Genomic DNA, 25,323 nt, shown 5'->3' with positions numbered 1-25,323 from the left:
TCCATTTTTTATTTCCATTATTCCCCTTTGAAAGCACGTTTAAGCTTTCCGAATAAACTATCATCCTGCTCTTCTTGTCCTGCGAATTCACGTAATAAATCTTTTTGATGTGAAGTTAATTTCGTCGGTACAACAACACGAACGACTACATATTGATCCCCTTGACCGTAACCACGTACGTTCGGAGCTCCTTTTCCTTTTAAGCGGAATTCTGTTCCTGTTTGTGTTCCTGCTGGAATTTTCAGCTTCACTTTACCATGAACAGTAGGAACTTCTACTTCCGCACCAAGTGCCATTTGCGCAAATGTTAATGGCATTTCGCAAATAATGTGATCTCCTTCACGCTCGAAGAATTCATGATTTCGTACATGAACGACAACATATAAATCTCCTGCTGGTCCGCCATTTACGCCCGCTTCACCTTTTCCAGTTACACGAATTTGTTGGCCATTATCGATACCCGCTGGAATTTTAACGTTAATTTTTTTACGTTTACGTACTTTACCAGAACCGTGACATGTCGTACATTTTTCTTTAATCATTTGACCAGTTCCTGAACAATGACCACAAGCTTGACGGTTCACAATACGACCAAACGGTGTATTTTGTTCTACACTTACTTGCCCTGATCCTGAACAATGTTTACATGTTTCTTTTGAAGTTCCTGGTTTTGCTCCACTACCTTTACAAGTATCGCATGGATCTTCTACTGGAATCTCGACATTTAGCTCTTTACCAAAAATAGCTTCTTCAAACTCTAAAGTAACTTGATATTGTAAGTCATCACCTTGGCGCGGAGCATTTGGATCACGACGTCTGCCACCGCCACCGCCAAAGAATGAACTAAAGATATCTTCAAAACCGAAGCCACCACCGAAGTCTCCTCCGCCGCCAAAGCCACCGAAACCTTGATTCGCACCAGCATGACCAAATTGATCGTACTGCGCACGCTTTTGATCATCACTTAATACTTCATATGCTTCTTGTACTTCTTTGAACTTTTCAATAGCATTCTCTTCTTTACTTACGTCTGGATGGTATTTTTTAGCCAAACGACGATACGCTTTTTTAATTTCATCTTTTGAAGCGCCCTTGCTAAGTCCAAGGACCTCATAATAATCTCGTTTATTCATAAATTTGCAACCCCCGAATCTTTCACATAAACGTAATTTTAACACCGAAAGAAAGTGCTTTGCAACAAAGTTTCCTCACTTACAGTATGCAAAATAAAAAACTTAAGCTCCTCACACATTTCTCCTCATTCATGAAAAAAGCCAAAGCCAAGGCACGCTTGACTTTGACTTTTTGTCATCTTACTTATTATGTTTACAGTTGAATTACTTGTCTTCTTTTACTTCTTCAAACTCAGCATCAACTACATTGTCTTTCTTCGCACCAGCGTCTTGTGCTCCTTGTGCACCTTCCGCTTGCCCTGCAGCCGCTTGAGCTTGCTCGTATAATTTAACACTTAATTGTTGTACGATTTCTTGTAAAGCGTCTTTTTTCGCACGGATTTCTTCAAGTTCGTTTTTCTCGATTGCCGCTTGTAATGCTTCTTTTGCTTCTGTTGCTTTTGCTACTTCAGCTGCATCTACTTTACCTTCTAAATCTTTTACAACTTTGTCTGTTTGGAATACAAGTTGATCAGCTTCGTTACGAAGTTCAACTTCTTCCTTACGTTTTTGGTCAGCGTCAGCATTCGCTTCTGCTTCTTGTACCATACGATCTACTTCTTCATCAGAAAGACCTGAAGAAGATTGGATTGTAATAGCTTGCTCTTTGCTTGTTCCTAAGTCTTTTGCACGCACGTTAACGATACCGTTCGCATCAATATCGAATGTTACTTCGATTTGTGGAATACCACGTGGTGCTGGTGGAAGGTCTGTTAATTGGAAACGACCTAGCGTTTTGTTGTCAGCTGACATTGGACGCTCACCTTGTAATACGTGAATGTCTACAGCTGGTTGGTTATCAGCAGCTGTTGAGAATACTTGTGACTTACTTGTTGGAATTGTAGTGTTACGCTCGATTAATTTCGTGAACACACCACCCATAGTTTCAATACCTAAAGAAAGTGGAGTTACGTCTAATAATAGTACGCCTTCTACATCACCAGTAAGTACGCCACCTTGAACTGCAGCACCTAATGCTACAACTTCATCAGGGTTTACACCTTTATATGGTTCTTTACCAGTTTCACGTTTAATAGCTTCTTGTACAGCTGGGATACGAGTAGATCCACCAACAAGGATAACTTTATCTAATTCGCTTGGAGCAAAACCAGCATCTTTTAATGCACGACGAGTTGGCTCTAGAGTTCTTTCAACAAGTCCTGCTGAAAGCTCTTCGAATTTCGCTCTTGTTAATGTTAATTCTAAGTGTAATGGACCAGCAGCTCCAGCACTAATGAATGGTAATGAAATTTGTGTTTGTGTTACGCCAGAAAGATCTTTTTTCGCTTTTTCAGCTGCATCTTTCAAACGTTGAAGTGCCATTTTATCTTGGCTTAAATCAATGTTGTTTTCTTTTTTGAACTCAGCCACTAAGTGGTCAATAATAACTTGGTCAAAGTCATCTCCACCAAGACGGTTATCACCAGCAGTTGAAATAACTTCGAATGTTCCGTCTGCTAACTCAAGGATAGATACGTCAAATGTACCGCCACCTAAGTCATATACTAAGATTTTTTGCTCTTCATCTTGTTTTTCTAAACCGTAAGCAAGCGCTGCAGCTGTTGGTTCGTTAATGATACGCTCAACTTCTAAACCAGCGATACGACCAGCATCTTTTGTTGCTTGACGTTCTGCATCGTTGAAGTATGCAGGTACTGTAATAACAGCTTTCGTTACTGTTTCACCTAAGTATGCTTCAGCAGAAGCTTTTAAGTTTTGTAAAATAATTGCAGAAATTTCTTGAGGTGTATAATCTTTACCTTCAACTTCTACTTTGTAGTCTGTACCCATATGACGTTTAACAGACATGATTGTATTTGGGTTTGTAATTGCTTGACGCTTTGCAACTTCCCCAACTTGACGCTCTTCATTTTTGAAAGCTACAACAGAAGGTGTTGTACGGTTTCCTTCTGGATTTGGGATAACCTTTGGTTCTCCACCTTCCATAACAGCTACACAAGAGTTTGTTGTACCTAAGTCAATACCGATAATTTTACTCATGGCGAATCCTCCTACTTTTATGTAAATTATTGATTTACTTTTACCATTGATGGGCGAATCACACGATCTTTTAGTTTATAACCTTTTTGGAATTCCTCCACAACCGCGTTTGATTCAAATTCACTGTCTTCCACTTGCATAATAGCTTGGTGCTCATTAGGATCAAACTGTTTACCAACAGCTTCAATCACTTCAACACCTTCTTTAGTCAGCGCTTCTAGCAATTGACGATGCACCATTTCCATACCTTGTAATAAGGACTTCGTTTGCTCGTCAGCTACTTCCACTTGCATTGCTCTTTCAAAATTATCAAGAGCTGGCAAAATATCTGAAACTAGACTTTGTGCTCTATATTTTTCAGCAGCCTGTTTATCCATTTGAACACGGCGCTTATAATTTTCAAAATCAGCTTGTAGACGTAATGTGCGACCTTCCGTTTCCGTTAGTTTCGCTTGTAGCTCATCTACTTTTTCTTGTAAAAGAGCAGCCTCACTTTTTGCTTCTACAGTTTCTTCACTGTTTTCTGGCGTGACAGCTTCTTCAACTTGCGCTTCTTTTACTTCTTCTACCACTTGTTCGTTACGCTCTTCCACAATATTCACCTCCTTAAAAGGTATTAGGTACCATGTTAAACACAATTACCTAAGCATTATATATTACACACAGCAATGAAAAGTTCATCACTTGAGCGAATGTATTACTCTCATTTACTTTTTAAGTCCATCTGTAAATTGTCTCGTAAATAATTGTAACAAACTAATTACCCGAGAGTATTGCATTCTTGTCGGACCTAAAATAGCAATTGTTCCAAGCTGTTCTTCTCCAATCGAATATGTTGCAGAAATTAAACTACAATCTTCCATGGCTGTCGCAGAGTTTTCCCTACCAATTTTCACTTGAATACCTACTTGTTTATGACGCAAAATATCATAAAACTCAGCTTCGTTATCAATCATCGTCAGCAAGGATCTTACTTTGTGAATGTCATGGAACTCTGGTTGCGAAAGCATATTTGCTTTTCCTCCAAAGTATATCTTTTCCGATAAAGGAACTTGAAATGTACCATCTAACATTTTTATTGCACTATCGTAATTATGAACATACCCACGCAATACCGTAACAATCTCCTTAAAGATTTTATTATGGAGTTCTGACATTGGTACGCCTGATAGCTTTTCATTTAAAATATTAACCATTTTTTCTAAATCTGATAAATCAACAGATTCCGGAACGGTAATCGTTTTGCTTTGTACATGCCCTGTATCCGTTACAATAATAGCGACTGCAGTTTGACGATCAAGCGGAACAATTTGTACGTTTTTAAGTTTATTTGTGCTTAACTTCGGTCCAAGAACAATGGCCGTATAATTTGTAAGCTCTGATAAAATTTGAGCCGATTGCTGTGCAATCTTTTCCGCTTCAAAAATTCTTTCAGCAAATAAATCTTTAATTTGTACAATTTCATCTTTTGGTAAGTTTTGCGGCGCTAAAAGATGGTCTACATAAAATCGGTATCCTTTCTCAGAAGGAACACGTCCAGAAGAACTGTGCGTTTTCTCAATAAACCCTAGCTCCTCTAAATCAGCCATTTCATTTCGAATAGTAGCTGAACTAAACGTAATTTCATCTTTCTTAGCCAACGTCCTCGACCCAACAGGTTGCGCTGATCCAATAAAGTCATCAATAATTGTTTGTAAAATTAAGAGCTGACGTTCCGTAAGCATCTCATCATCACCTCTGTTAGCACTCTTTGTCTTCGAGTGCTAAATCTATTAATAACTTACCAAAATTGACATTCAATTGTCAACGGAAACGTCACGAAATAATGAAACTTTTTCACGTTAATGGAACATTTAATTAGTCAATCAAAAATGATTGGAATACTTCATTCCCTAATAATTTTCCTTTTCGCGTTAAACGAACATATCCATCGCTCTCTTCAAGCAATCCTTGTTCTTGGTTGTTTTGTAACTGCTTCGCGAAAACTTGATCCATCTCCATCTTAAATTTCTTTTGAAATGCTATTTTAGATACACCTTTTGTTTTTCGAAGTCCTAAGAACAACTCTTCTTCCATTTTTTCTTTCTCCGTCACCACGTGAACATCTAAATACGGAAATCCGGTTTCATCAATTTTATTGAAATATTGCTTGAGTGGCCCTACATTTTGAATACGTTCTCCATTTACATAACTATGCGCTCCAGCTCCAAATCCATAATACTCTTCATTATTCCAGTATGTGAGGTTATGTCTACTTTCATTATCACCTTTTGAGAAATTACTAATTTCATACTGGGTATAGCCGTGTTTCTCCATTTCATCCATTACCATTTCGTACATTTTCGCCTCATGGTCTTCACCTGGAAGTCTTAATTTCCCTTTATTCATTAAGTTATAAAACACAGTTTTCGGTTCCACAATTAATGAATATGCCGAGAAATGTTGTACACCAAGCGTAAAAGCAATGTCTAATGTTTCTTTTACATCTTCTATCGTTTGTCCTGGTAAAGCATAAATAATATCTACATTTATATTTTTGAAGCCCACTTCCTGCGCTTCTCGAATTGCTACAAACGCATCTTCCCTCGTATGCTTGCGTCCGATTTTCTCAAGTAGTTCATCACGGAACGTTTGTACACCAAAACTAATTCTGTTCACTCCACCTTCTAACAATACATTTAACTTCTCTTTCGGTAAATCACCTGGATTCGCTTCAAATGTTAGTTCACAATTCGGAGCAAACGGACGTAAACGACGGTTAATAATATCGAGTAATTTTTTCGTCTGTTCCATATTTAACGCTGTCGGAGTTCCACCGCCCACAAAAATCGTTTTCATACTATCAAACGGCACTTTTTGAACCGTGTTTATTATTTCCTTCTCTAAATACTCTAAATATTGATCAACCGGTTGGCGTTCAATAAACACTTTATTAAAATCACAATAGTGACAAATGTGCTGACAAAACGGAATATGAATATATGCAGCTTGCACCAAATATAACTCCTACCTTTCTAAAAAGAAAACCTCCGCACTCCGGAGGATTCTTTACTTCTCTAACGTATTACGAATTTGTTCCATTCGCATTTTTCCCCAATCATACATCATTTCAACGATTGGTAACAGTGACATGCCTAGTTCCGTCATATAATACTCAACGCGAGGAGGAATTTCAGGATACACTGTTCGATCAACAATCCCATCCTCCATTAACTCTTTTAATTGATTCGACAAAACTTTATGAGAAATGCTTGGGAATAATCGTTGTAATTCACTAAAACGATGAGGCCCTTCTACACCAAGATGCCACAGTATCACAACTTTCCACTTTCCACTAATAATAGAAAGCGTCAATTCCTTTTCACAATTAAAATTACCATTTTGTATTTTCTCTTGAATATCTTTTCGAATATTTTCGGACATTAACAATCTCCTAACTCTGTATGAACTAAAAAGCTCTCTCACTATTGTAAATGAGAGATGCTAAGATGTCTAAAAAGTAATTATACAGAAAAAAGAAGCCGCATAAACGACTTCTTTTTTATTTCAAATATTAGTTGTCATCCATTTTCAGTACAGCCATGAATGCCTCTTGCGGTACTTCTACAGAACCAACAGACTTCATACGTTTTTTACCTTCTTTTTGCTTATCAAGAAGTTTACGCTTACGAGAAATGTCACCGCCGTAACATTTCGCAAGTACGTTTTTACGCATCGCCTTAATTGTAGAACGTGCTACAACTTTGTTTCCGATAGTCGCCTGAATTGGCACTTCGAACTGTTGTCTTGGAATTAACTCTTTTAATTTCTCTACAATCACTTTACCACGGTCATACGCTGAATCACGGTGTACGATAAATGATAGAGCATCCACTTGTTCATTATTTAAAAGAATATCCATTTTCACAAGTTTAGATGGTTTATAACCAATTAACTCGTAATCAAATGATGCATATCCTTTCGTATTTGATTTCAATTGATCGAAGAAATCATATACGATCTCTGATAATGGGATGTCATATGTCAATGTAACACGTGTTTCATCTAAATATTGCATATCAATAAACGTTCCACGTTTACCTTGGCAAATTTCCATTACAGCTCCAACATAGTCATTCGGAACCATAATCGAAGCTTTCACAAACGGCTCTTCTACACGATCGATAGACTGCGGATCTGGCATATTAGATGGATTATCAACAATAACATCTTCACCGTTTGTTAAATAAACTTTATAAATAACGCTTGGTGCTGTTGTAATTAAATCAATCTTAAATTCACGTTCAATACGTTCTTGAATGATTTCCATGTGAAGAAGTCCTAAGAAACCACAACGGAAACCAAATCCTAGCGCTTGAGATGTTTCTGGTTCAAACTCAAGAGCAGAATCATTCAATTCTAGTTTCTCTAATGCATCACGTAAGTCGTTGTAACGCGCAGAATCAATCGGATATAAACCACAGAATACCATTGGGTTTAATTTACGGTAACCTGCTAACGCCTCTGTAGCCGGACGTTTCGCGTGTGTAATCGTATCACCAACACGTGTATCGCCTACGTTTTTAATAGATGCTGCTAAGAAACCTACATCTCCTACCGTTAATTCGTCACGCTGCGTTGTTTTCGGCGTAAATACACCTACTTCTGTTACTTCAAATTCTTTACCCGTTGCCATCATACGTACTTTATCGCCAACTTTTACCGTTCCATTTACAACACGGATGTAAGCAATTACACCGCGGTATGGGTCATATAAAGAGTCGAAAATCATACATTGTAACGGATCTTCCGAATCACCTGTTGGTGCTGGTACTTTTTCAACGATTTGTTCTAAAATTTCTTCAATACCGATCCCAGCTTTTGCTGAAGCAAGTACTGCTTCTGATGCATCTAAACCAATTACATCTTCTACCTCTTGGCGCACACGTTCTGGGTCTGCACTTGGTAAGTCGATTTTATTAATAACCGGTAGGATTTCTAAATTATTATCAAGCGCTAAGTATACGTTTGCTAACGTTTGTGCTTCAATACCTTGCGCTGCATCTACTACAAGAATCGCGCCTTCACAAGCCGCTAAACTACGAGATACTTCGTACGTAAAGTCGACGTGTCCTGGTGTATCAATTAAGTGAAGAATATACTCTTCACCGTCTTTTGCTGTATAGTTTAATTGTACTGCGTTTAATTTAATTGTAATACCACGCTCACGCTCTAAATCCATAGAGTCAAGCAATTGAGCTTTCATTTCACGTTGTGTTAACGCGTTTGTTTTCTCTAAAATACGGTCTGCTAACGTTGACTTTCCGTGGTCAATATGAGCAATGATAGAGAAATTACGGATTTTGGACTGTCTTTTTGCTCTTTCTTCTTTGTTCATCTATGTTCTCAACTCCTAATAGTCTCGCCAATATACACTAGCACTGATTATATCAATAGAGCAGCAAAGATTCAATGAAAACTCGTGCTGCTTACAATACAAATCATTCTATCTATATCTTATGCGAACAAACCATAAGAGACAAACCTTTTTCAAATTAAAAAACGGCTGTCTTACAAATATGTAAAACAACCGTCCTCCGTTTGACTCTTAACTAAAAATTTCTTTTACTTTCCCAACAACTATATCTGTCCCAAACTTTGTCATTTCATAAGCAACACTCGCTATTGCCATACCCATTCCTTCTACGACATTAAAACTTCTTAAACTTTCTAATTGTTTTTGTTTTTCAACAGTTGAAAACGAACTTCCCAAAATTTCTGATTCAGCAGCCTCACCTTCCGTTCCTGTCATATGAGCTACTTGTTCGTACGACAGCTGCTGATAACCTTTCATACTTTTCAAACCATGATTAGCAAGCGCCACCCCCGCTATCATCATAAGTAAGCATAAGGATGCACTACATATACACAAAAGTGTAAAGCGACTTAAACTGTTATCATCTCTTCCCATCAATGTGTATATGCCCCTGTATTATCTTGGTCAATTTGATGATGCAGCGCCGCATTTAAACCACTGGCTATTACATTTGCCATATCTTCTATAAAGGCATCTACCTCTTTTGGAGTCACCATTAAATTATGACCAAGAGGAGATAGCACCTCATAAATTAATTTCCTCTTCTCTTCATCTTCCAACGTACCAACAGCTCCTAAAAACATATTCCGACTCTTTTCATCCGGCATATCTTCTTCTGTTAGTTTTTTCTTTTCTCCAAATGAAAATCCCGCAGGTAATAAAGATCGTGACGGCTTATGTCCCTCTTTCATCTCTCTTCCAAAATGCTTCAAAATAAAATCAATCGTATCACTTGTAATCGAAACGGCATCAACTACAGTTGGAACACCAATTGCGATAACAGGAATACCTAACGTTTCTTTACTTAGCTCCTTACGTTTATTCCCAACACCAGACCCTGGATGAATTCCTGTATCAGAAATTTGTATTGTACTATTTACCCTTTCAATAGAACGAGCAGCTAATGCATCGATTGCAATGACAAAGTCTGGCTTTGTCTTCTCAATGATCCCATAAATAACATCGCTTGTTTCAATTCCTGTAATCCCCATTACTCCCGGCCTGATTGCACTAACAGGCCTAAATCCTTCTTCCACACTTTCAGGCTGCAATTGAAACAAATGTCTCGTTACCAATACATTCTCTACAACTATAGGTCCAAGTGCATCTGGCGTTACATTCCAATTCCCAAGACCGACGATTAAACAACTCGCTTCTTTCGTAACACCAACTTCTTCTAAAAAATAAGAAAATTCTTTCGCAAAAATACGCTCTACCTTTTGTTGCAGTTCCGTATCTTGTTGGCGTATACCTTGCACCTCAAGAGTTAAATAATTCCCAGGTTTTTTACCCATCGATTCAGATGCAACTTCATCAATCGTTACTTTTGTAACTGTAACACCTTCTTCTTCCCTCTCTTTTACAATAACTCCTTGTATCCCATTCTGTTCTTCTTGACGCTCTTGCAACATTTGATGCGCCTCTACAGCTAGGTCAGTTCTAATACTATATTTACTTAAATCTAATGGTTCTTTCATCGTATCTCCTCCGTAATTCATAGTAAATATCGTTAGATTTCCCAAAGTTATATAAGGTCATTCTTTCCTTTACGTGAAATTTCATTGATATACTATTGCAATTCTCTTCACCGTTTGATAGAATATCACTTGTTCTATGTTAAGAATCGAGTCATTCGATTGCACCAGGGAGGTGAAAAGTATGGCAAACATCAAATCTGCTATCAAACGCGCTAAACTTAGCGAAGAGCGTCGTGCACATAACGCTTCTATCAAGTCTGACATGCGTTCTGCTGTTAAAACTGTAGAAGCTTTAGTTACTAATAACGATCTTGAAAATGCTAAAGAAGCTTTCAAAACTGCTTCTAAAAAACTTGACAAAGCAGCTCGTAAAGGTCTTATCCACCAAAACGCTGCAGCTCGTCAAAAATCTCGCTTAGCGAAACAAGTAAACGCGTAAGGCGTTTAAAAAACGATCCATTCGGATCGTTTTTTTATATACAAAAAGTTCACGTGCTTAGCACGTGAACTTTTTGTTTCATCACATATGATTTAACCGCATTAAGAAAAACTCAAGCACAAGTTTCTTATCCATTTTCCCCGTTTTCATACTATAATCAGCTTCCGCTAATTCTATAATTACTTTTTTTAATTCTTCAAAAGAGAAAAACTTCGTTTGATTCATCGCTAACTTTACACGATACGGATGTACACCAATATGAGACGCGATTTGATTCTGTCCATAACCGCGCTGTTGTAACTCTTTTACTTGATGTAGCAAGCGGAATTGACTCACTAATAACGCAAGCAGTTTAATCGGTTCTTCCTGTTGCGTAAATAACCCATCCAATATTTCCATCGCACCCGCGATATCTTTTTTTACCACTTTTTCCGTTAAAGCAAACACATTTTGTTCTACTGATTTCGGCACAAGTTCCGTAACAAGTTTCGGTGTAATCTCTCCGCCCATACCGACATATAACGTTAACTTGTCCATTTCCTTCGCCAACATCGTTACATTACTTCCTACCAGCTCTAACAACAAACTAAGAGCTGCATTATCGATGTGTACATGCACTTCATCTGCACGAGCAACAATCCACTTCTGAACATCCTGCACCTGCATCGCATTCGCTTCTACTATATCCGCTGTTTTCTTTAATAGTTTTGTAATTTTTTTTCGTTCATCAAGTTTTTCGTAAGGCGCAACAAAAACAAGAATAGAAAATGGAGAAGGCTCCCCAATATATTCTTCTAAAATTTTTATATTTTGCTCTAACTTTTCTTTTTGTGAAGTTAAAAATAGTGGTGATTTTATTAATAATACTTTACGTTCTCCAAAAAAAGGAAGTGTACGTGCATCCTCAACCACATCTTCTAAATACGCTTCTTCTAAATCATATGTCACAACATTAAACTCACGATCTTCCTCTTCAAGCGCCTCTGTTGTAATAAGCTTAATCGTTTCATTTATAAAAAACGCTTCCGTTCCATACAGTAAATACAACGGAGCAAACTGCTTCTTTTTAATTTTTTTATGTATATCACTCATACTTTTTTCCTACTCCCTAACTTGGCAATATATATTTATACTAATGCCCTAGCTTTTGTTTTACAAGTACAAAGGAACAGGCTGTATAACCCGTCCCTTTATTTATATTAAACGCCACGCAATAAGCCCCGGGTTTCTTATTGGTGTGCGGTAATCACCTTCCCTTTATTGTTCACAATAAAAATCCGAGTATAAGTGCCAACTGTTAACATGCTTGGAAATAAAAAACTCACGTCACTTAACGAATGAAAAGTAATAAAAACACTCTATTTCTCTTCACATGGAAATTGTAGATTTTTTTCTGACAATATTTTATACTAAAGTGGAATGTTGGGGAGGGATTCTAAATGAATGATTTTGAACAAAATGTTCAAAGCAAACGCAATGACGCTATTGATTCAGGGGTAGGATTTATCGTCTCATTTGGTTTTTTCGCAACACTTTTCATTATTGCCACAGTTATTAAATTTATTGGTTCCTAAAGACTGCCACTTCATGGCAGTCTTCTCTTTTTCATCTAGTATGTGTTTCATCATATGTGATTTTACTTTTAAAGGTTCCATTTCCCCCTTTAAAAACATAAGAAATAGCACCTTGCTGATCTGTTCGCCATATTTCAATACCCATCTTCTCAAAACGCTCTATAACTTCCTTATGCGGGTGCCCATATCTATTGCGTTCTCCTACAGAAATAATCGCTACACTAGGCTGTATGAGGCTTAAAAAAGAGGATATAGATGACGTATTACTCCCATGATGAGCAACCTTTAATACATCTGCCCGCAATGCAGGATAGTTTGATACTAAACGATTCTCTCCACCTTCTTCTAAATCTCCTGTAAACAACCACGTTACCCCTCCAAATTTCGCCCATATTACAATTGAGGCATCATTTTCATTAGACTTCTTTCCATTTGGAGCTAGTACAAAAAACTCCGCTCCATTCACACTCCAGCTTTCTCCTTCCGCCACTTCACTTATTTTCACGTTCTTTTCTAACGCCTTTTTCTTTAATACTTTTTCTAATATTGCATCTTGTTCTTTCTGACCAAATACAACTTCCTTTACAGTTATATATGATAATAAATCTTGCGCAGCACCTATATGATCCGCATCTCCATGCGTTACGATTAATTTATCAATTGCTTTGATGCCTTCTTTTTGTAAAAAAGGGATTAAAATATCTTTTCCAATAGAAAATTCATGTTTTTTCCTTTGCCATTCTTCTTTATTGAGTTGAAGTGTTCCACCTGTGTCAATAAGATAAACACCTTTATCATATGGAAGACGAATTAAGATTGCATCACCTTGTCCAACATCAATAAATGTAACGCTACCACTTTCACGAAAATATGGATAGGCATAATGACACGCACAAACGAAAAGAAATACCCCCACAACTATGGACACAATCCTTTTCGACATTCCCCTTTCCCAAACTATCAATATACTAACAATAATTACAAAATATATAGCTACAAGAAGTATAGATGTTTGTCCAAAAACAAGCCGAGTAAACGGAAAAATTTCACAGTAACTTAGAAAATCATTTGAAATACTTAAACCCATTGAAAGTACATTCGCAAGTCCCTTTGCGAGAAATGGGATAATCGGCATACAAATCAGAATAATAATGCTACACGGTAATACAATTATAGATAAAAACGGAACGTATAGGAGATTGAGGAAAATACTATATGGAGAAAAATAACCGAAATGATATAACAGAATTGGAGTACTAACGAGCTGTGAAATAATAGAAATGTAAATCGAGTTTCGGATTACTCCGTTGCTACTCCCTAGTAATAACGGGGCAGATAACAGTAAAGCCAAACTGCCTACAAAAGAAAACTGAAATCCAATATTAAAAACAAGATACGGATCATATATAAGCATACATATAGCCGTTACACTTAAAGCATCTAAGCTAGATATACGAATAGAGCACATGAATGCGATCAGTAATAAAACCCCTGTTATAGAAGCTCTTATAACAGAAGGTGACGCCCCTGCTAAAATCATATACAAAGGAATGCATACAATAAGACATACGGTTGCTACCTCTCTCGTCACACCACTTCTCAGCAAAATAAAGTACACGATCACCATTAACAATACAATATGCGAACCTGAAATCGCCAATAAATGTACAAGTCCAAATTGTTGATATCGCTCTTCAACTTCAAACGTCATTTGTTGTCTATCACCAAATAACAATGCATTCATAAAAGCACCTGATTGTTCTGGGAACATTTCAGTAACTTTGGAAATTGCTTGCTGTCTCAAAAGAAGAATCCATTGCATCGGTGACAATGATGTTTTATGACATTCAGAAATATTTGTAACATCAAATATGAAATGAATATTTTGCTCATATAAATAATCACGGTAATTAAAACCGTGAAAATTTCTGGCTGTTTGTGGTTCTTTCCTCTCACCTTTGAAGACACATGATACCCCTGCATATAATTGTTGCAATTGTTTCTTTTCCAAGGATGATTTAATTTTGTAGCTTAACTGCACTATATTTCCATACTGATCTTCAAATTGAAATGATAGACGATCACCATTAATAAGAGGCATGTTTCGTATCACTCCTCTTGTAACTTCGTAGGACTCTCCTAGAGCCTTGTTTTCTTCTTGGATACAGGAAGTGTGCATAGCGCCACTAAAACACGCTATCACGCATAAAAGGAAGGTTTTACGAGAAGTACGATATAAACAGAATAAAACGTAGGAAGCTAGACAACAAACACTCAACAAAGCCGACGTGGAAAAGGCAATTGCAATCCCCATCACAAACGAGATTGCAACATAGCCCCATTGTCCATGCAACTCATACTCACTCCTTATAGCATCATTTTTGCCTGCGTGAATACCTGTTGTAATTCTTCCATTGATAAGTTCTCTTTTTCTAAAGATGCAAATAGTTCTTTTAACTCCATATGACGCTTTTGTTCTTCTAGAGCTGCAATATCATATTCTAGCGGAACGTGCTTCACTGTGATATTCGCTTTTTCAAATAACTCTACAGCATACGGATGGTTTTTATAATCCTGCGCATAATAAACCGCTGTAATACCACTTTGAATAATCGCCTTACAGCATTGTAAACAAGGGAAATGCGTAACATAAATTTCCGCTTCCTCTGTTTTCACACCAAACTTTGCACATTGTAACAAAGCATTCATTTCAGCATGAATCGTTCGAACACAATGATTATCAATTACGTAACACCCATCATCTATACAATGTACGCCACCTTTAATTGAACCATTATATCCACCAGCAATAATTCGTTTATCACGAACGATTGTCGCCCCTACCGCCAGCCTTGTACATGTACTACGTAAAGATAGCAGATGGCTTTGTGTCATAAAATATTGATCCCATGAAATTCGTTCCATATTTTTCACCTTCTTTTTTGTCTACTTGTAGTGTAGCGAAAGAAGAAAAACTTCGTCAATCTTTTACGGAATAATAATTTGATCTTTTATTTTTTCCAGAGACTTCGCCCCAATCCCATCAATCTCTAATAAATCTTCTATTTTCTGGAACGGACCATGTTCCTCTCGATATTTCAAAATACTTTCTGCTTTTCGGGAACCGATGCCTGTAATTTTTTCAAGTTGTTCTTTAGTAGCTGCATTTATTTGAACTTTCCCATCTCCCTTTGAGACAGCAGCTACTTCTTGCACTTGTTCATTTTTATTTGGTACATAAAGGATCATTTGGTCTTGTACCATTTGCGCTAAGTTCACCTTATTCCTATCTGCTTCTGGCAAAAAACCACCTGCCTTTTCAATGGCATCCTTGACCCGGTCCCCTACTTTCATTTCATACACCCCCTCTTTAGCAACAGCCCCTTTCATATCAATTACAATTATTTTTTTCTGCTCTTTTGTATCCAATATTTTCGGTTTACCTTTTTTCTCTATCTCTTTCGCTTGAACATCCGTTGCAATGACTGACCCTTCTGTATGCTGGTTCGTTTTCCAGAAAAATAGAAAAAGCGCAATACCAATAATAGCTACTAATCCTAACCATTTCTTCGGAAAATCCCACATCATTTTACACCTCTAATCATAAATTTATAACATCATTCATATTGTTTAGGAGAAAGCTGTTACGAAGGAGGGATGAAACATTGAACATAGGAATTATAGGGACAGGAAACATGGGGAATATACTAATCGATGCATTTTTAGAAACCCGTGCTGTCAAACCTTCGTGCCTTACAATCATTAATCGAACGCCCGCCAAAGCATATCATATAAAAGAAAAACACCCTTCTGTTCACATAGCCAAAACTATCGATGAAGTAATTGAACGGTCACATCTTATTTTTATTTGTGTAAAACCGATAGATATTTACCCTATCCTACAAAAATATGCTGAACATTTTTCTGATGAAAAGTGCTTAGTTTCTATCACAAGTCCGATATCTCCATCACAATTAGAGACACTTGTGCCATGCCACGTCGCACGTATTATTCCAAGCATTACAAACCGCGCCCTGTCTGGTGCATCACTATTTACATTCGGAAGTAAATGCTCTGAAGAGTGGCAACAAAAACTATTTCGTCTATTCAAAAACATTTCCACTCCCCTTGTAATAGAAGAAGATATAACGCGCGTTTCATCTGATATAGCAAGCTGCGGCCCTGCATTCTTTAGTTATTTATTACAATGTTTTATTAACGCTGCTGTAGATAAAACAAATATTACACATGAAGAAGCCACTACTTTAGTAAGTGAAATGGTCGTTGGAATGGGGAAATTACTCGAAAAAGAGATTTTCACACTACCTACTTTACAAGAAAAGGTATGTGTGAAAGGCGGCGTTACAGGAGAAGGTATTCGTGTTTTAGAAGAACATGTTGGGGATATGTTTCATAAATTAATCGAACGGACACACGAGAAATTTGATGAGGATTTAAAATGCGTTGATCAGCAATTCAATAAACACACATAATAAATACGTCACTATCATTCCAAATCCTTTTTATAAATACCTACTTTTTTTATACTACACGTCCACTTACACAAGTATTTCCACACTTTATGCAGATCATTTCCGTATAATTCTAAATCAAAAATTACATCTTCTTTACAAAACAAAAGCAACCTTCTCGGTTGCTTTTGTTTTATCCGTTTTTCTTCGCCATGAAGAAAATACGCTCTGTTTGTTCTGTAACTTCCAACCTCTCAAAGTCACCAGTCACGCGAAGCACTGTGAAACCAGCCTCTTCAAGCCATTTTGTCAACTCTTCAACCTGATATGCACGTTGCACGTGACATTCGTCAAAACGATGGTACACATCTTCTTCTGGATCTTGAACAAAGAATGTTAAATCATGCTCTACACTATTTGATTCTTCACCGGGGAAGCAATTCCAAATAAGAGAGATTTCTTCTCCATTCACTGTGTATGTTTCATTTTGAAATACATGATGTATTTTATACAAAGAATGCACATCAAATAAAAACAAACCATCTTGACGTAAATGGTGAAACACTCTTCTAAACGTTTCTTGTACTCCCTCTTCTTGCAATACATAATTTAATGAATCACAAAAGATGGTTACGCAATCAAATTCACCTGGAACATCAAGCTCTCGCATGTCTTGTTGGTAAAAAGGAATAAAGTATCCCTCTCCTCCTAACTTTTGCTGAGCGACCGTTAACATTTCTTCTGAAAGATCGACACCGATTAAATCGTAACCCTTTTGTACGAGCGGAAGGGTTACATTACCAGTACCGCATGCTACGTCAAGAATCTTTGCCTCTTTCATATCCGCTTGCTGCAGACTTTCCTCTGTGAATTCTACCCATTTTTCATAAGGGACATCATTCATTAGTTCGTCGTACAACAATGCAAATTGTTCATATTTCATTGGTCTAGCTCGTCTGTAATATCTTCACGTGGCACATCGCCCCATAGACGCTCTAAATTATAGTGATTACGCTCATCCTTATGGAATACATGAGCAACTACATCTCCAAGATCAACTAATACCCAGCGCGCTTCGTCAAAACCTTCCATACGTTGTACGTCGATTTCGAACTCGTGTGCTTTTGCTTTAATTTCACGCGCAATTGCTTGCACTTGTTTATCTGAGTTACCGTGACAAATAATAAAATAATCTGCAATTGGTGAAATACCTTGCATATTTAGGACAACCATATCTTCTGCTCTCTTATCATCAGCTGCTTTCGCTGCTAATACTAATAAATCTTTATCTTTCATTTAATAATTTCCTCCTTGATAACTGCATTATATGTTTGGAATGTTAATGGATAAATCGTTTGATCTTTTTCCATTAAAAATTGAATTGTTCGCTTTAACGCAAATAATAAAGCTTGATTTATATCCGTATATGCGAGTTTACGAGCTTCTTCCACCCCTGGAAACTTTCGCCCAGGCTCAATGTAATCAGCTACATAAATCACTTTATCTAACATCGTCATTTTCTCATGACCACTTGTATGATATGTAATAGCTTGCAGGATTTCAGGATCCGTAATACCTACTTCTTTTTCTACTAAGTATGCCCCAACAGGTGCGTGCCATAACTCTTTGTTATAACAAAGTAGATCTTTCGGCAAATCTTCACATTTAATAATCTCTTCCATCTCTGAAATTGCTCTACATTTCGCATAATCATGGAATATAGCTGCCACTTCTGCTTTCTTCTCATCCACACCGTATAATTGAGCGAGCTCAATCGCTGTCTCCATTACACCAATTGTGTGTATATAACGTTTTTCATGCATTTGTTGTTTGACAATATGAAGTGCATTCTCACGATTCATACAACCCATTCCTCTCGATATATACCTGTACTTTTTCAGGAAGTAAATATTTACATGTTTTCTTCTCTTTATATCTCTCACGTAGTAAAGATGAAGAAACTGCAAACTCCGGAATTTCCACCGTAGTGATATTATAAGGCGTATGCAATGTATAACCAGGTCTTGCAACACCAACAAACGTAACCAGCTCGAGTAACGCTTCAATGTTATACCACTTCGGTAAATACTCAACCATATCTCCACCAATAATAAAGTGAAACTGCACATCCGGATACTTCTTCGTCAATTGTAACATAGTGTCATATGTATAAGATGGGCCCTTCCTATTCAGCTCTTCTAAACAAATAGAAAAGTGTGTTTCTTCCTCAGTCGCAAGTTCTAACATATGTAAGCGACTTTCTACACTTGTAATATTTCGTCCTTGTTTATGCGGTGGAATTTGGTTTGGTAAGAACCATACCTCCTCCAGATTCAAAGCGTGATACACTTCATTCGCAATTAGTAAATGCCCATAATGAGGCGGGTCAAATGTACCGCCAATGATGCCAATTTTCCTCAAAAGAAACGCCCCTTCCTTTTACATACAGTAACTCTCTTCATTCCTATCCGAAGAGAGCTCACTGTTAATAAAAGTTCAATTGGTTTCGATCTCTACATCATTACGCATCAGCGATAAAAATAGCGCATGCTAACCTTTTTTATCGAGGAAGCTTAATTTGTTTATTTTCTCTTGATTCTTTGTATAACACAATTGTGCTTCCAATTACTTGAACGATTTCAGCACGTGCGCCTTGTGCAAGCTCTTCTGCAACTTCACGACGATCAAATTCACAGTTTTGTAATACGCTCACTTTAAATAGTTCACGAACTTCTAACGCTTCTCCAATTTGTTTCACCATATTCTCATTTACGCCGCCTTTTCCTACTTGAAAAATTGGTGTTAAATGATGTGCTTGTGCACGTAAAAATCTTTTTTGTTTTCCTGTTAACATATATGTTAGCCTCCAAGCTTTTTTATAACTAATTGTTTCATTCGATCAATATTTGGTATGCGTCCTGTCCACATTTCAAATGCAAGTGCCCCTTGATAAACAAACATATCAATACCATTTTGAATGATTGCACCTTGCTCTTTTGCCTCACATAAAATTTTCGTTTCAAATGGATTATAAATTATATCTGATACAATCGTTCCTTTTTTTAACGAACAAATTTGTAATGGCGTATGTTCGACGTATGGATGCATACCTATTGTTGTCGTCTGAATGATAATATCATAATTCTCTTGTTCTTCTGTTGCTTTTTCTAACGATAAAGCAACAGAAGTAACATGAGCCTTACATGCAGCGATAAGTTCTTCCGCCTTATCTACTGTGCGATTGGCTACATCAATCTCTTTCACACCTATATCAGCAAGAGAAAAATAAATAGCTCGACTAGCACCACCTGCGCCAAGTAATAAAATACGTTTCCCTTGAAGTGGTTCACTACTAATGGATTGCAATGCTCGAACAAAACCAATTCCATCTGTATTGTAGCCAATCAACTTCCCGTCTTTATGAACCACTGTATTTACTGCACCGATTTGCATCGCTAATGGATTAATCTCATCCAAATACTCCATAATAGCAACTTTGTGCGGAGTTGTTACATTAAATCCTGAAATACCTAATGCTTTTAAACCTCTTACTGCTTCCCCTAGCACTTCCTCTTCAACAAGAAATGCATGATAATGGGCATCCATATTCAAGTGTTCAAATGCATCGTTATGCATAACGGGTGATAATGAATGTCCAATTGGATTTCCGATTACACCATATAATTGTTTCATAAATCCCTCTCCATATTAAATTAAAGATTTACGCAATGAAACACTTACTCCTTTTGGTACGTGTGCAACAATTTTTGCTCCTGGTTCGTTCACAGTAACCCATCCTAATCCAGAAAATACAACATCCGTTTTCGGTTCACGAATATTAAACTCGTATTTCACTAGTTCAGGCATATTCGCTAATTCTTCTGGTGTTGGCGGGCTTAGTAAATCCCCAGCATGATTTTTATACAATTCGTCTGCTTTCTCAAGCTTCGTACGGTGAATTGTTAAACGATTTGAGAAGTGACAAGTAAACGCACGACGACCACCACTTACATAATCAAAACGTGCCAATCCACTAAAGAATAACGTTTGTTCCTCATTTAATTGGAACACCATTGGTTTAATTTCTTTTGTTGGTGTAATAAGCTTTAAGCTTTCTTTTCCAACATAATGAGCCATTTGATGGTGATTAATAATACCTGGCGTATCATATAAAGAAGATTCTTCGTCTAATGGAATATCAATTAAATCAAGTGTTGTTCCAGGGAAATGAGATGTTGTAATTACATTTTCAGTCTCATCACTAAATTCTTTAATCATACGATTAATAAATGTTGATTTCCCTACATTTGTACACCCAACAACATAAACATCTTTACCACCGCGATAATACTCAATAGCATCCGCAAGCTCAGCAATCCCTTGTCCCTTCGCTGCACTAATTAAAAAGACATCTTCTGGCTTTAATCCTAGCTGCTTTGCACTATATCGCATCCAATGCTTTACTTTATCATGTTTTACTGACTTAGGAATTAAATCCGCTTTATTTCCAACAAGTAATACTTTATTATTTCCTACGAAACGATGTAAACCAGGTAACCAGCTACCATTAAAATCAAAAATGTCTACAATCTTAACTACTAGTGCATCCGATTTTCCAATTCCATTTAGAATACGTAGGAAGTCATCGTCCGTTAATGATACATCTTGAATTTCATTGTAATGCTTCAAGCGAAAACAACGTTGACAAATTACTTGTTCTTTCTCTAAAGATGAGGTAGGAGCATATCCCACTTCATTTTTATTTTCTGTTTGAATTTCTACACCGCAACCAATACATTTAATTGTTTCAGTCAAACTTTATTCCTCCCAGTTGATTAAACCTTTTTTCTTCATATTTCTCATAATTCGTCGTTCAATTTTCCGATTAAAGCGCGTCACTAACCCGTCCGTTTGTGCTACCGGTACAACTAAAATTGTATGAAGTCCCACTCGATTTCCACCAAGCACATCTGTTAGTAATTGATCTCCAATCACTACAACTTCATCTGGCTGTAAACTCATCTCTTGTATCGCACGCTTAAATGCGCGAACAAATGGTTTACGAGCGCTATGAATAAATGGAATACCTAATGGATCAGCAAAGTCTTTCACACGTTGTTCATTATTATTTGAAACAACTGTTACTTGGATGCCTTGCTCTTTCATTTTCAAAAACCATTCTTCAAGTTGTGGCGTTGCATTTGGGCGATCCCATTCAATTAAAGTGTTATCTAAATCTGTAATAATGCCTTTAATTCCACGTTTTTTCAAATCTTCTGGTTGAACATGATATACATTTTTCACATATTCATTTGGTAAAAATAACTTCAATTTCTTTCACCTCTTTGAGGAGTTTTCATAAAATTTTTCGACAACATTTTTCGATATATAACCTGTGGATAAAATTGTACACATTTTCCACATTAATTTGTCAGTTAATTTGGAATTTACTAACAATCTATACACACTTTATCCACCTAGGTATGTGGATAACCCCTTGTTTGTGACTGTCATATTTTTTTGGTACATTAAATGCAACAACGAATCAATCCTTATATTATTAGGAGGTGACTCACCTTGAAAACAAAACATATGGAACAGTTATCTACTGAGTTACTCACTGAGTCTTATTATAAAGCAAAAGAACTAAAATTAAATCCCGACTTCATTTTACTTATAAAACAAGAAATGATCAGACGCTCATTAGAGGACAAGCTTGTCAAAACGTCTTGATTACATATAAAGTGATAACTTTAATCAGTCCGTACCTGTAAAAAGAGCCATCCTGCGATGGCTCTCGAATAAACAAGTACTCCCATCTAGGGGGCTTTCATCATTAAGCATCTTTGTCCATAACTCTTACTTACCGTTATAATGTCTTTACTTATGAGCTAATCGAGTAGCAATTTTTTCACCAAGACGAAGTTCTTGTCCACTCTTCAACCCCTGCACTACTTCTATCATATCTTTTTCAAACAATAACACAACTGTTGAACCAAATGTAAAGTATGCCATTTCTTCACCTTTTTGAACAGTACTTCTTTCATGCAAAAGCTCAATACTATTCACAAACATAGCACCTACTTTTACAAGCGCCATATGCTCGCCATCACTATTCACTTCTGTAACAGAACGATAGTTTTTTGACAGCGGCTCTTTTCCATATTCCATACCCGCAGCATTTACCGGATACGATTTTCTACCGAGTATAAATCTTTCAGTCACAGAACCAGAAAGCGGGCTATGAATGCGATGATAATGACTTGGGCTCAAATAAATAACCATATATGTACCGCCTGCATATCGCTTTGCACGCTCTTCATTACCTAGCATATCCACAATTGAATAACGCTTTCCTTTAATATCAAATGTTTTTGTGTCCTCAATCGGACCGTGATCAGCAAAAACACCATCAACAGGGCTAACGATACTCCGTGCATCTGTATCAATACTACGCTTTCCTTCTTTTAGCCTACGCGTAAATAATTCATGCAATGTTCTATATTCCTTCAAACCCTTTTCCATCTCATCTTGATTAAGTTTAAAAACCTTCGCATATGATGGAATAATGATAGAGCTTAAACGAGATTGTGCAAATTTACGTAATATATAAGAAGTAAAGCGACCATTTGTAAGTTCGATCATAAGTCGATATAATGTACGTCGCAAATTGCGAAACCTCCTAATCAGCCTATAACTTTAGTTTCCCCTTCTTTTCTTTCTATATCATATGTAAAATTGGTTCTTATTCCCACATATCATATAGAGCTGTCCCATTATACAGACAGAAAACTAAGTATAGTCTTATCCTTAAATTGTTTAGCACCTTCTAATATTACAGATAGAATCCTTCATTTTCAACAGTGAACATGTATTTCTTCTTATCACAACTCGTTTTCTTTCCCTATTTACAAAGAAAAGCAGCCAATTTTAAAATATGGCTGCTTGCAATATATATTATTCTTTTGCTTTTTTCTCTTTCTCAGCTCGCACAAATTCATGAAACATTTTCATTAAGGCGCGCTTTTCAATTCTTGATACGTAGCTTCTGGAAATACCAAGTGCCTTAGCAATCTCCCGCTGCGTTTTTTCTTTATCCAGTCCAAGCCCAAAACGCTTCACGATCACTTCTTTTTCTCGTTCATCTAAAATATCGATATACTCTTTAATTTTTTCTAACTCCATACTAAGCTGAATCATATCGATTACATCTTCAGACTCTGATTTTAATATATCAATAAGCGATATTTCATTCCCCTCTTTATCTTGCCCGATCGGATCATGAAGTGAAACGTCTTTTTTCGTTTTTTTTAGCACACGTAAATGCATCAAAATTTCATTTTCAATACAGCGTGCTGCATACGTTGCGAGCTTTGTTCCTTTTCCTGCTGAATAACTCTCGATCGCTTTAATAAGCCCAATTGTACCAATTGAAATTAAATCTTCTGCATCTTCACCCGTGTTTTCAAATTTTTTAACGATATGGGCTACAAGCCGTAAATTATGTTCAATTAAAAGATTTCTCGCTTGAGCATCACCTTGCTCCATTAACTCTAAGTACTTTCTCTCATCATCTGATGATAACGGCTGTGGAAACGCATTATTCTTCACATAAGAAACAAAGACAAATACTTCTCGAACCATATATCCAATTGCGGCGAATAGACTCAAACCTTTCACCTCCGCCAAAATAGTGGTCTTTACTAAGTGTATGTGGGCGTGAGGTTGTTTGTGTCTGTACGATATAAATATGGAATCCTGAGCTTTTTGTCGAACGAAATAAGTCTTTCATACCTTGCATATTTTTTCCAATGTATTACAATATGTTAAGTTCCAAAATTTTGAAAGAGGTGTTTTCATGCGATACGCTACGTCACAAATCAGAAACCTTGCAGTACTCACATTATCATTTTTCTTACTTTCAGCTTGTGGACAGCAAACGTCTCCTACAAAAACTGAGGCTACTAAACAGGATACTGCCGCATCAAAAGACATTACAAAAACGGAAGATAGCCAAAAAACTGAAGACAATGCAAACACTGAGAACAACGTAAAAACTGAGAACAACACAACAACTAAAAACAACACAACAACTGAGAACAACGCAAAAACTGAGAACAACGCAAAAACTGAGAACAACGCAAAAACTGAGAACAACGCAAAAACTGAGAACAACGCAAAAGCTGAGAACAGCACAACAACTAAAAACAACACAAAAACTGAAAATAATACAAAACCTGAAGCAACATCTAAAAACACCCAGAAAGATCAACAGCCAGCTAAACAACCAAATAAACAAGCCGATACTATTAAATTCACAAGTGAAGATGCTGTGAGAGTTCTCGAGAAAAGAATGGGAACTCGCTCAGAGGAAATTCGTTATGGATCTGGGGAAGACAAACTAATTGGCACAATAAATGGTATTAAACTATACGACGTCTTATACGTACGCGAATCTCCTGAGAACTCGCGTGCTCTAAATTTTGCAGTAGGATCTGATGGAAATCTATATAACTGGTCGAAAGCTCAAGATGGTGTTCTTCAACCACTTAACGGTAATTAACAAATTATTCTACGAACATAGTAAAAGCCAATCGAAATGTATCGATTGG

28 protein-coding genes are annotated in these 25,323 nt (G+C 36.9%); 5 read left to right on the top strand and 23 right to left on the bottom strand.

Features of this window, described 5'->3' with window-relative positions; genetic code table 11:
- Positions 1-17 precede the first annotated feature (17 nt).
- The 9 genes from dnaJ to gpr all read right to left on the bottom strand — a co-directional run bounded on the left by dnaJ (position 18) and on the right by gpr (position 10,226).
- On the bottom strand, positions 18-1,133 hold the full coding sequence (dnaJ, locus tag EUC40_RS05510) for a molecular chaperone DnaJ (protein ID WP_156574008.1): 1,116 nt from the start codon (positions 1,131-1,133) through the stop codon (positions 18-20).
- A gap of 204 nt (positions 1,134-1,337) precedes the next feature.
- Positions 1,338-3,173, bottom strand: a complete 1,836-nt coding sequence (gene dnaK, locus EUC40_RS05505; RefSeq protein WP_000034698.1) for a chaperone protein DnaK — start codon at positions 3,171-3,173, stop codon at positions 1,338-1,340.
- Between the two features lie 26 nt (positions 3,174-3,199).
- Complete coding sequence (grpE, locus tag EUC40_RS05500; protein WP_156574005.1) at positions 3,200-3,766, bottom strand: nucleotide exchange factor GrpE; 567 nt, start codon at positions 3,764-3,766, stop codon at positions 3,200-3,202.
- 114 nt (positions 3,767-3,880) lie between these two features.
- On the bottom strand, positions 3,881-4,897 hold the full coding sequence (gene hrcA / locus EUC40_RS05495; protein ID WP_061687119.1) for a heat-inducible transcriptional repressor HrcA: 1,017 nt from the start codon (positions 4,895-4,897) through the stop codon (positions 3,881-3,883).
- Between the two features lie 133 nt (positions 4,898-5,030).
- Positions 5,031-6,170, bottom strand: a complete 1,140-nt coding sequence (gene hemW / locus EUC40_RS05490) for a radical SAM family heme chaperone HemW (protein WP_071712968.1) — start codon at positions 6,168-6,170, stop codon at positions 5,031-5,033.
- Positions 6,171-6,221: 51 nt separating this feature from the next.
- Positions 6,222-6,596 (bottom strand): winged helix-turn-helix transcriptional regulator, encoded by a 375-nt coding sequence (locus EUC40_RS05485; RefSeq protein WP_001293546.1) that lies wholly within the window; start codon positions 6,594-6,596, stop codon positions 6,222-6,224.
- 130 nt (positions 6,597-6,726) lie between these two features.
- Positions 6,727-8,550: an elongation factor 4 gene (gene lepA / locus EUC40_RS05480; protein WP_001030958.1), complete on the bottom strand. Its 1,824-nt coding sequence runs from the start codon at positions 8,548-8,550 to the stop codon at positions 6,727-6,729.
- A gap of 210 nt (positions 8,551-8,760) precedes the next feature.
- Positions 8,761-9,126, bottom strand: a complete 366-nt coding sequence (locus tag EUC40_RS05475) for a YqxA family protein (RefSeq protein WP_079999681.1) — start codon at positions 9,124-9,126, stop codon at positions 8,761-8,763.
- Positions 9,123-10,226 carry a GPR endopeptidase gene (gene gpr / locus EUC40_RS05470; RefSeq protein ID WP_000662613.1) on the bottom strand — a complete coding sequence of 368 codons (1,104 nt, stop codon included), beginning with the start codon at positions 10,224-10,226 and terminating at the stop codon, positions 9,123-9,125. Before gpr ends, EUC40_RS05475 begins: the two co-directional genes overlap by 4 nt.
- A gap of 181 nt (positions 10,227-10,407) precedes the next feature.
- On the opposite strand from gpr, the gene rpsT reads away from it, so the two are divergent.
- Positions 10,408-10,665: a 30S ribosomal protein S20 gene (rpsT, locus tag EUC40_RS05465; RefSeq protein WP_001274011.1), complete on the top strand. Its 258-nt coding sequence runs from the start codon at positions 10,408-10,410 to the stop codon at positions 10,663-10,665.
- An 81-nt stretch (positions 10,666-10,746) separates the two neighbouring features.
- Here rpsT and holA read toward each other — a convergent pair whose 3' ends face one another.
- The gene (gene holA, locus EUC40_RS05460) at positions 10,747-11,757 is read right to left on the bottom strand and encodes a DNA polymerase III subunit delta (protein WP_156574003.1); all 1,011 of its coding nucleotides are present in this window, start codon (positions 11,755-11,757) and stop codon (positions 10,747-10,749) included.
- Positions 11,758-12,104: 347 nt separating this feature from the next.
- Here holA and EUC40_RS05455 point away from each other — a divergent pair, with 347 nt between their 5' ends.
- Positions 12,105-12,239 (top strand): YqzM family protein, encoded by a 135-nt coding sequence (locus EUC40_RS05455; RefSeq protein ID WP_000997609.1) that lies wholly within the window; start codon positions 12,105-12,107, stop codon positions 12,237-12,239.
- Positions 12,240-12,270: 31 nt separating this feature from the next.
- On the opposite strand, the gene EUC40_RS05450 is transcribed toward EUC40_RS05455, so the two are convergent.
- From EUC40_RS05450 to EUC40_RS05440, 3 genes are all read right to left on the bottom strand, one after another.
- A complete protein-coding gene (locus EUC40_RS05450; RefSeq protein ID WP_156574001.1) occupies positions 12,271-14,592 on the bottom strand; it encodes a DNA internalization-related competence protein ComEC/Rec2 in 2,322 nt (773 codons plus the stop codon).
- 14 nt (positions 14,593-14,606) lie between these two features.
- On the bottom strand, positions 14,607-15,164 hold the full coding sequence (locus tag EUC40_RS05445) for a ComE operon protein 2 (protein WP_156573999.1): 558 nt from the start codon (positions 15,162-15,164) through the stop codon (positions 14,607-14,609).
- 63 nt (positions 15,165-15,227) lie between these two features.
- On the bottom strand, positions 15,228-15,827 hold the full coding sequence (locus EUC40_RS05440) for a helix-hairpin-helix domain-containing protein (RefSeq protein WP_156573997.1): 600 nt from the start codon (positions 15,825-15,827) through the stop codon (positions 15,228-15,230).
- A 77-nt stretch (positions 15,828-15,904) separates the two neighbouring features.
- On the opposite strand from EUC40_RS05440, the gene comER reads away from it, so the two are divergent.
- Positions 15,905-16,732, top strand: a complete 828-nt coding sequence (gene comER / locus EUC40_RS05435; RefSeq protein WP_071712963.1) for a late competence protein ComER — start codon at positions 15,905-15,907, stop codon at positions 16,730-16,732.
- Between the two features lie 172 nt (positions 16,733-16,904).
- Here comER and EUC40_RS05430 read toward each other — a convergent pair whose 3' ends face one another.
- The 8 genes from EUC40_RS05430 to EUC40_RS05395 all read right to left on the bottom strand — a co-directional run bounded on the left by EUC40_RS05430 (position 16,905) and on the right by EUC40_RS05395 (position 22,042).
- On the bottom strand, positions 16,905-17,654 hold the full coding sequence (locus tag EUC40_RS05430) for a class I SAM-dependent methyltransferase (RefSeq protein WP_071712962.1): 750 nt from the start codon (positions 17,652-17,654) through the stop codon (positions 16,905-16,907).
- Entirely contained in the window at positions 17,651-18,007 is a 357-nt protein-coding gene (gene rsfS / locus EUC40_RS05425) for a ribosome silencing factor (RefSeq protein WP_071712961.1), read from the bottom strand. The genes EUC40_RS05430 and rsfS overlap by 4 nt, the downstream gene beginning before the upstream one ends.
- Positions 18,004-18,573 (bottom strand): bis(5'-nucleosyl)-tetraphosphatase (symmetrical) YqeK, encoded by a 570-nt coding sequence (gene yqeK / locus EUC40_RS05420; protein ID WP_071712960.1) that lies wholly within the window; start codon positions 18,571-18,573, stop codon positions 18,004-18,006. The genes rsfS and yqeK overlap by 4 nt, the downstream gene beginning before the upstream one ends.
- Positions 18,563-19,132 (bottom strand): nicotinate-nucleotide adenylyltransferase, encoded by a 570-nt coding sequence (nadD, locus tag EUC40_RS05415; protein ID WP_071712959.1) that lies wholly within the window; start codon positions 19,130-19,132, stop codon positions 18,563-18,565. Before nadD ends, yqeK begins: the two co-directional genes overlap by 11 nt.
- 139 nt (positions 19,133-19,271) lie before the next feature.
- Positions 19,272-19,565 carry a ribosome assembly RNA-binding protein YhbY gene (gene yhbY / locus EUC40_RS05410; RefSeq protein ID WP_000955228.1) on the bottom strand — a complete coding sequence of 98 codons (294 nt, stop codon included), beginning with the start codon at positions 19,563-19,565 and terminating at the stop codon, positions 19,272-19,274.
- A 5-nt stretch (positions 19,566-19,570) separates the two neighbouring features.
- Positions 19,571-20,404 carry a shikimate dehydrogenase gene (gene aroE / locus EUC40_RS05405; protein WP_156573995.1) on the bottom strand — a complete coding sequence of 278 codons (834 nt, stop codon included), beginning with the start codon at positions 20,402-20,404 and terminating at the stop codon, positions 19,571-19,573.
- A gap of 15 nt (positions 20,405-20,419) precedes the next feature.
- Positions 20,420-21,526 (bottom strand): ribosome biogenesis GTPase YqeH, encoded by a 1,107-nt coding sequence (gene yqeH / locus EUC40_RS05400; RefSeq protein WP_071712957.1) that lies wholly within the window; start codon positions 21,524-21,526, stop codon positions 20,420-20,422.
- 3 nt (positions 21,527-21,529) lie between these two features.
- A complete protein-coding gene (locus EUC40_RS05395) occupies positions 21,530-22,042 on the bottom strand; it encodes a YqeG family HAD IIIA-type phosphatase (protein WP_000765302.1) in 513 nt (170 codons plus the stop codon).
- 246 nt (positions 22,043-22,288) lie between these two features.
- Between EUC40_RS05395 and sda the strand changes: the two genes are divergently transcribed.
- Positions 22,289-22,444: a sporulation histidine kinase inhibitor Sda gene (gene sda / locus EUC40_RS05390; protein WP_000850098.1), complete on the top strand. Its 156-nt coding sequence runs from the start codon at positions 22,289-22,291 to the stop codon at positions 22,442-22,444.
- Positions 22,445-22,591: 147 nt separating this feature from the next.
- On the opposite strand, the gene EUC40_RS05385 is transcribed toward sda, so the two are convergent.
- Together EUC40_RS05385 and sigK are read right to left on the bottom strand one after the other, a co-directional pair.
- Positions 22,592-23,380 (bottom strand): phosphatidylserine decarboxylase, encoded by a 789-nt coding sequence (locus EUC40_RS05385; RefSeq protein WP_001254983.1) that lies wholly within the window; start codon positions 23,378-23,380, stop codon positions 22,592-22,594.
- Between the two features lie 288 nt (positions 23,381-23,668).
- Positions 23,669-24,382 (bottom strand): RNA polymerase sporulation sigma factor SigK, encoded by a 714-nt coding sequence (sigK, locus tag EUC40_RS05380; protein ID WP_000051382.1) that lies wholly within the window; start codon positions 24,380-24,382, stop codon positions 23,669-23,671.
- A 187-nt stretch (positions 24,383-24,569) separates the two neighbouring features.
- On the opposite strand from sigK, the gene EUC40_RS05375 reads away from it, so the two are divergent.
- The gene (locus tag EUC40_RS05375; RefSeq protein ID WP_156573993.1) at positions 24,570-25,274 is read left to right on the top strand and encodes a hypothetical protein; all 705 of its coding nucleotides are present in this window, start codon (positions 24,570-24,572) and stop codon (positions 25,272-25,274) included.
- Positions 25,275-25,323: the final 49 nt, after the last annotated feature.

The sequence above is a fragment of the Bacillus luti genome (assembly GCF_009739945.1).
Taxonomy (GTDB): Bacteria; Bacillota; Bacilli; order Bacillales; family Bacillaceae_G; genus Bacillus_A; species Bacillus_A luti.
This window is presented reverse-complemented; position numbering and strand designations above follow the sequence as displayed.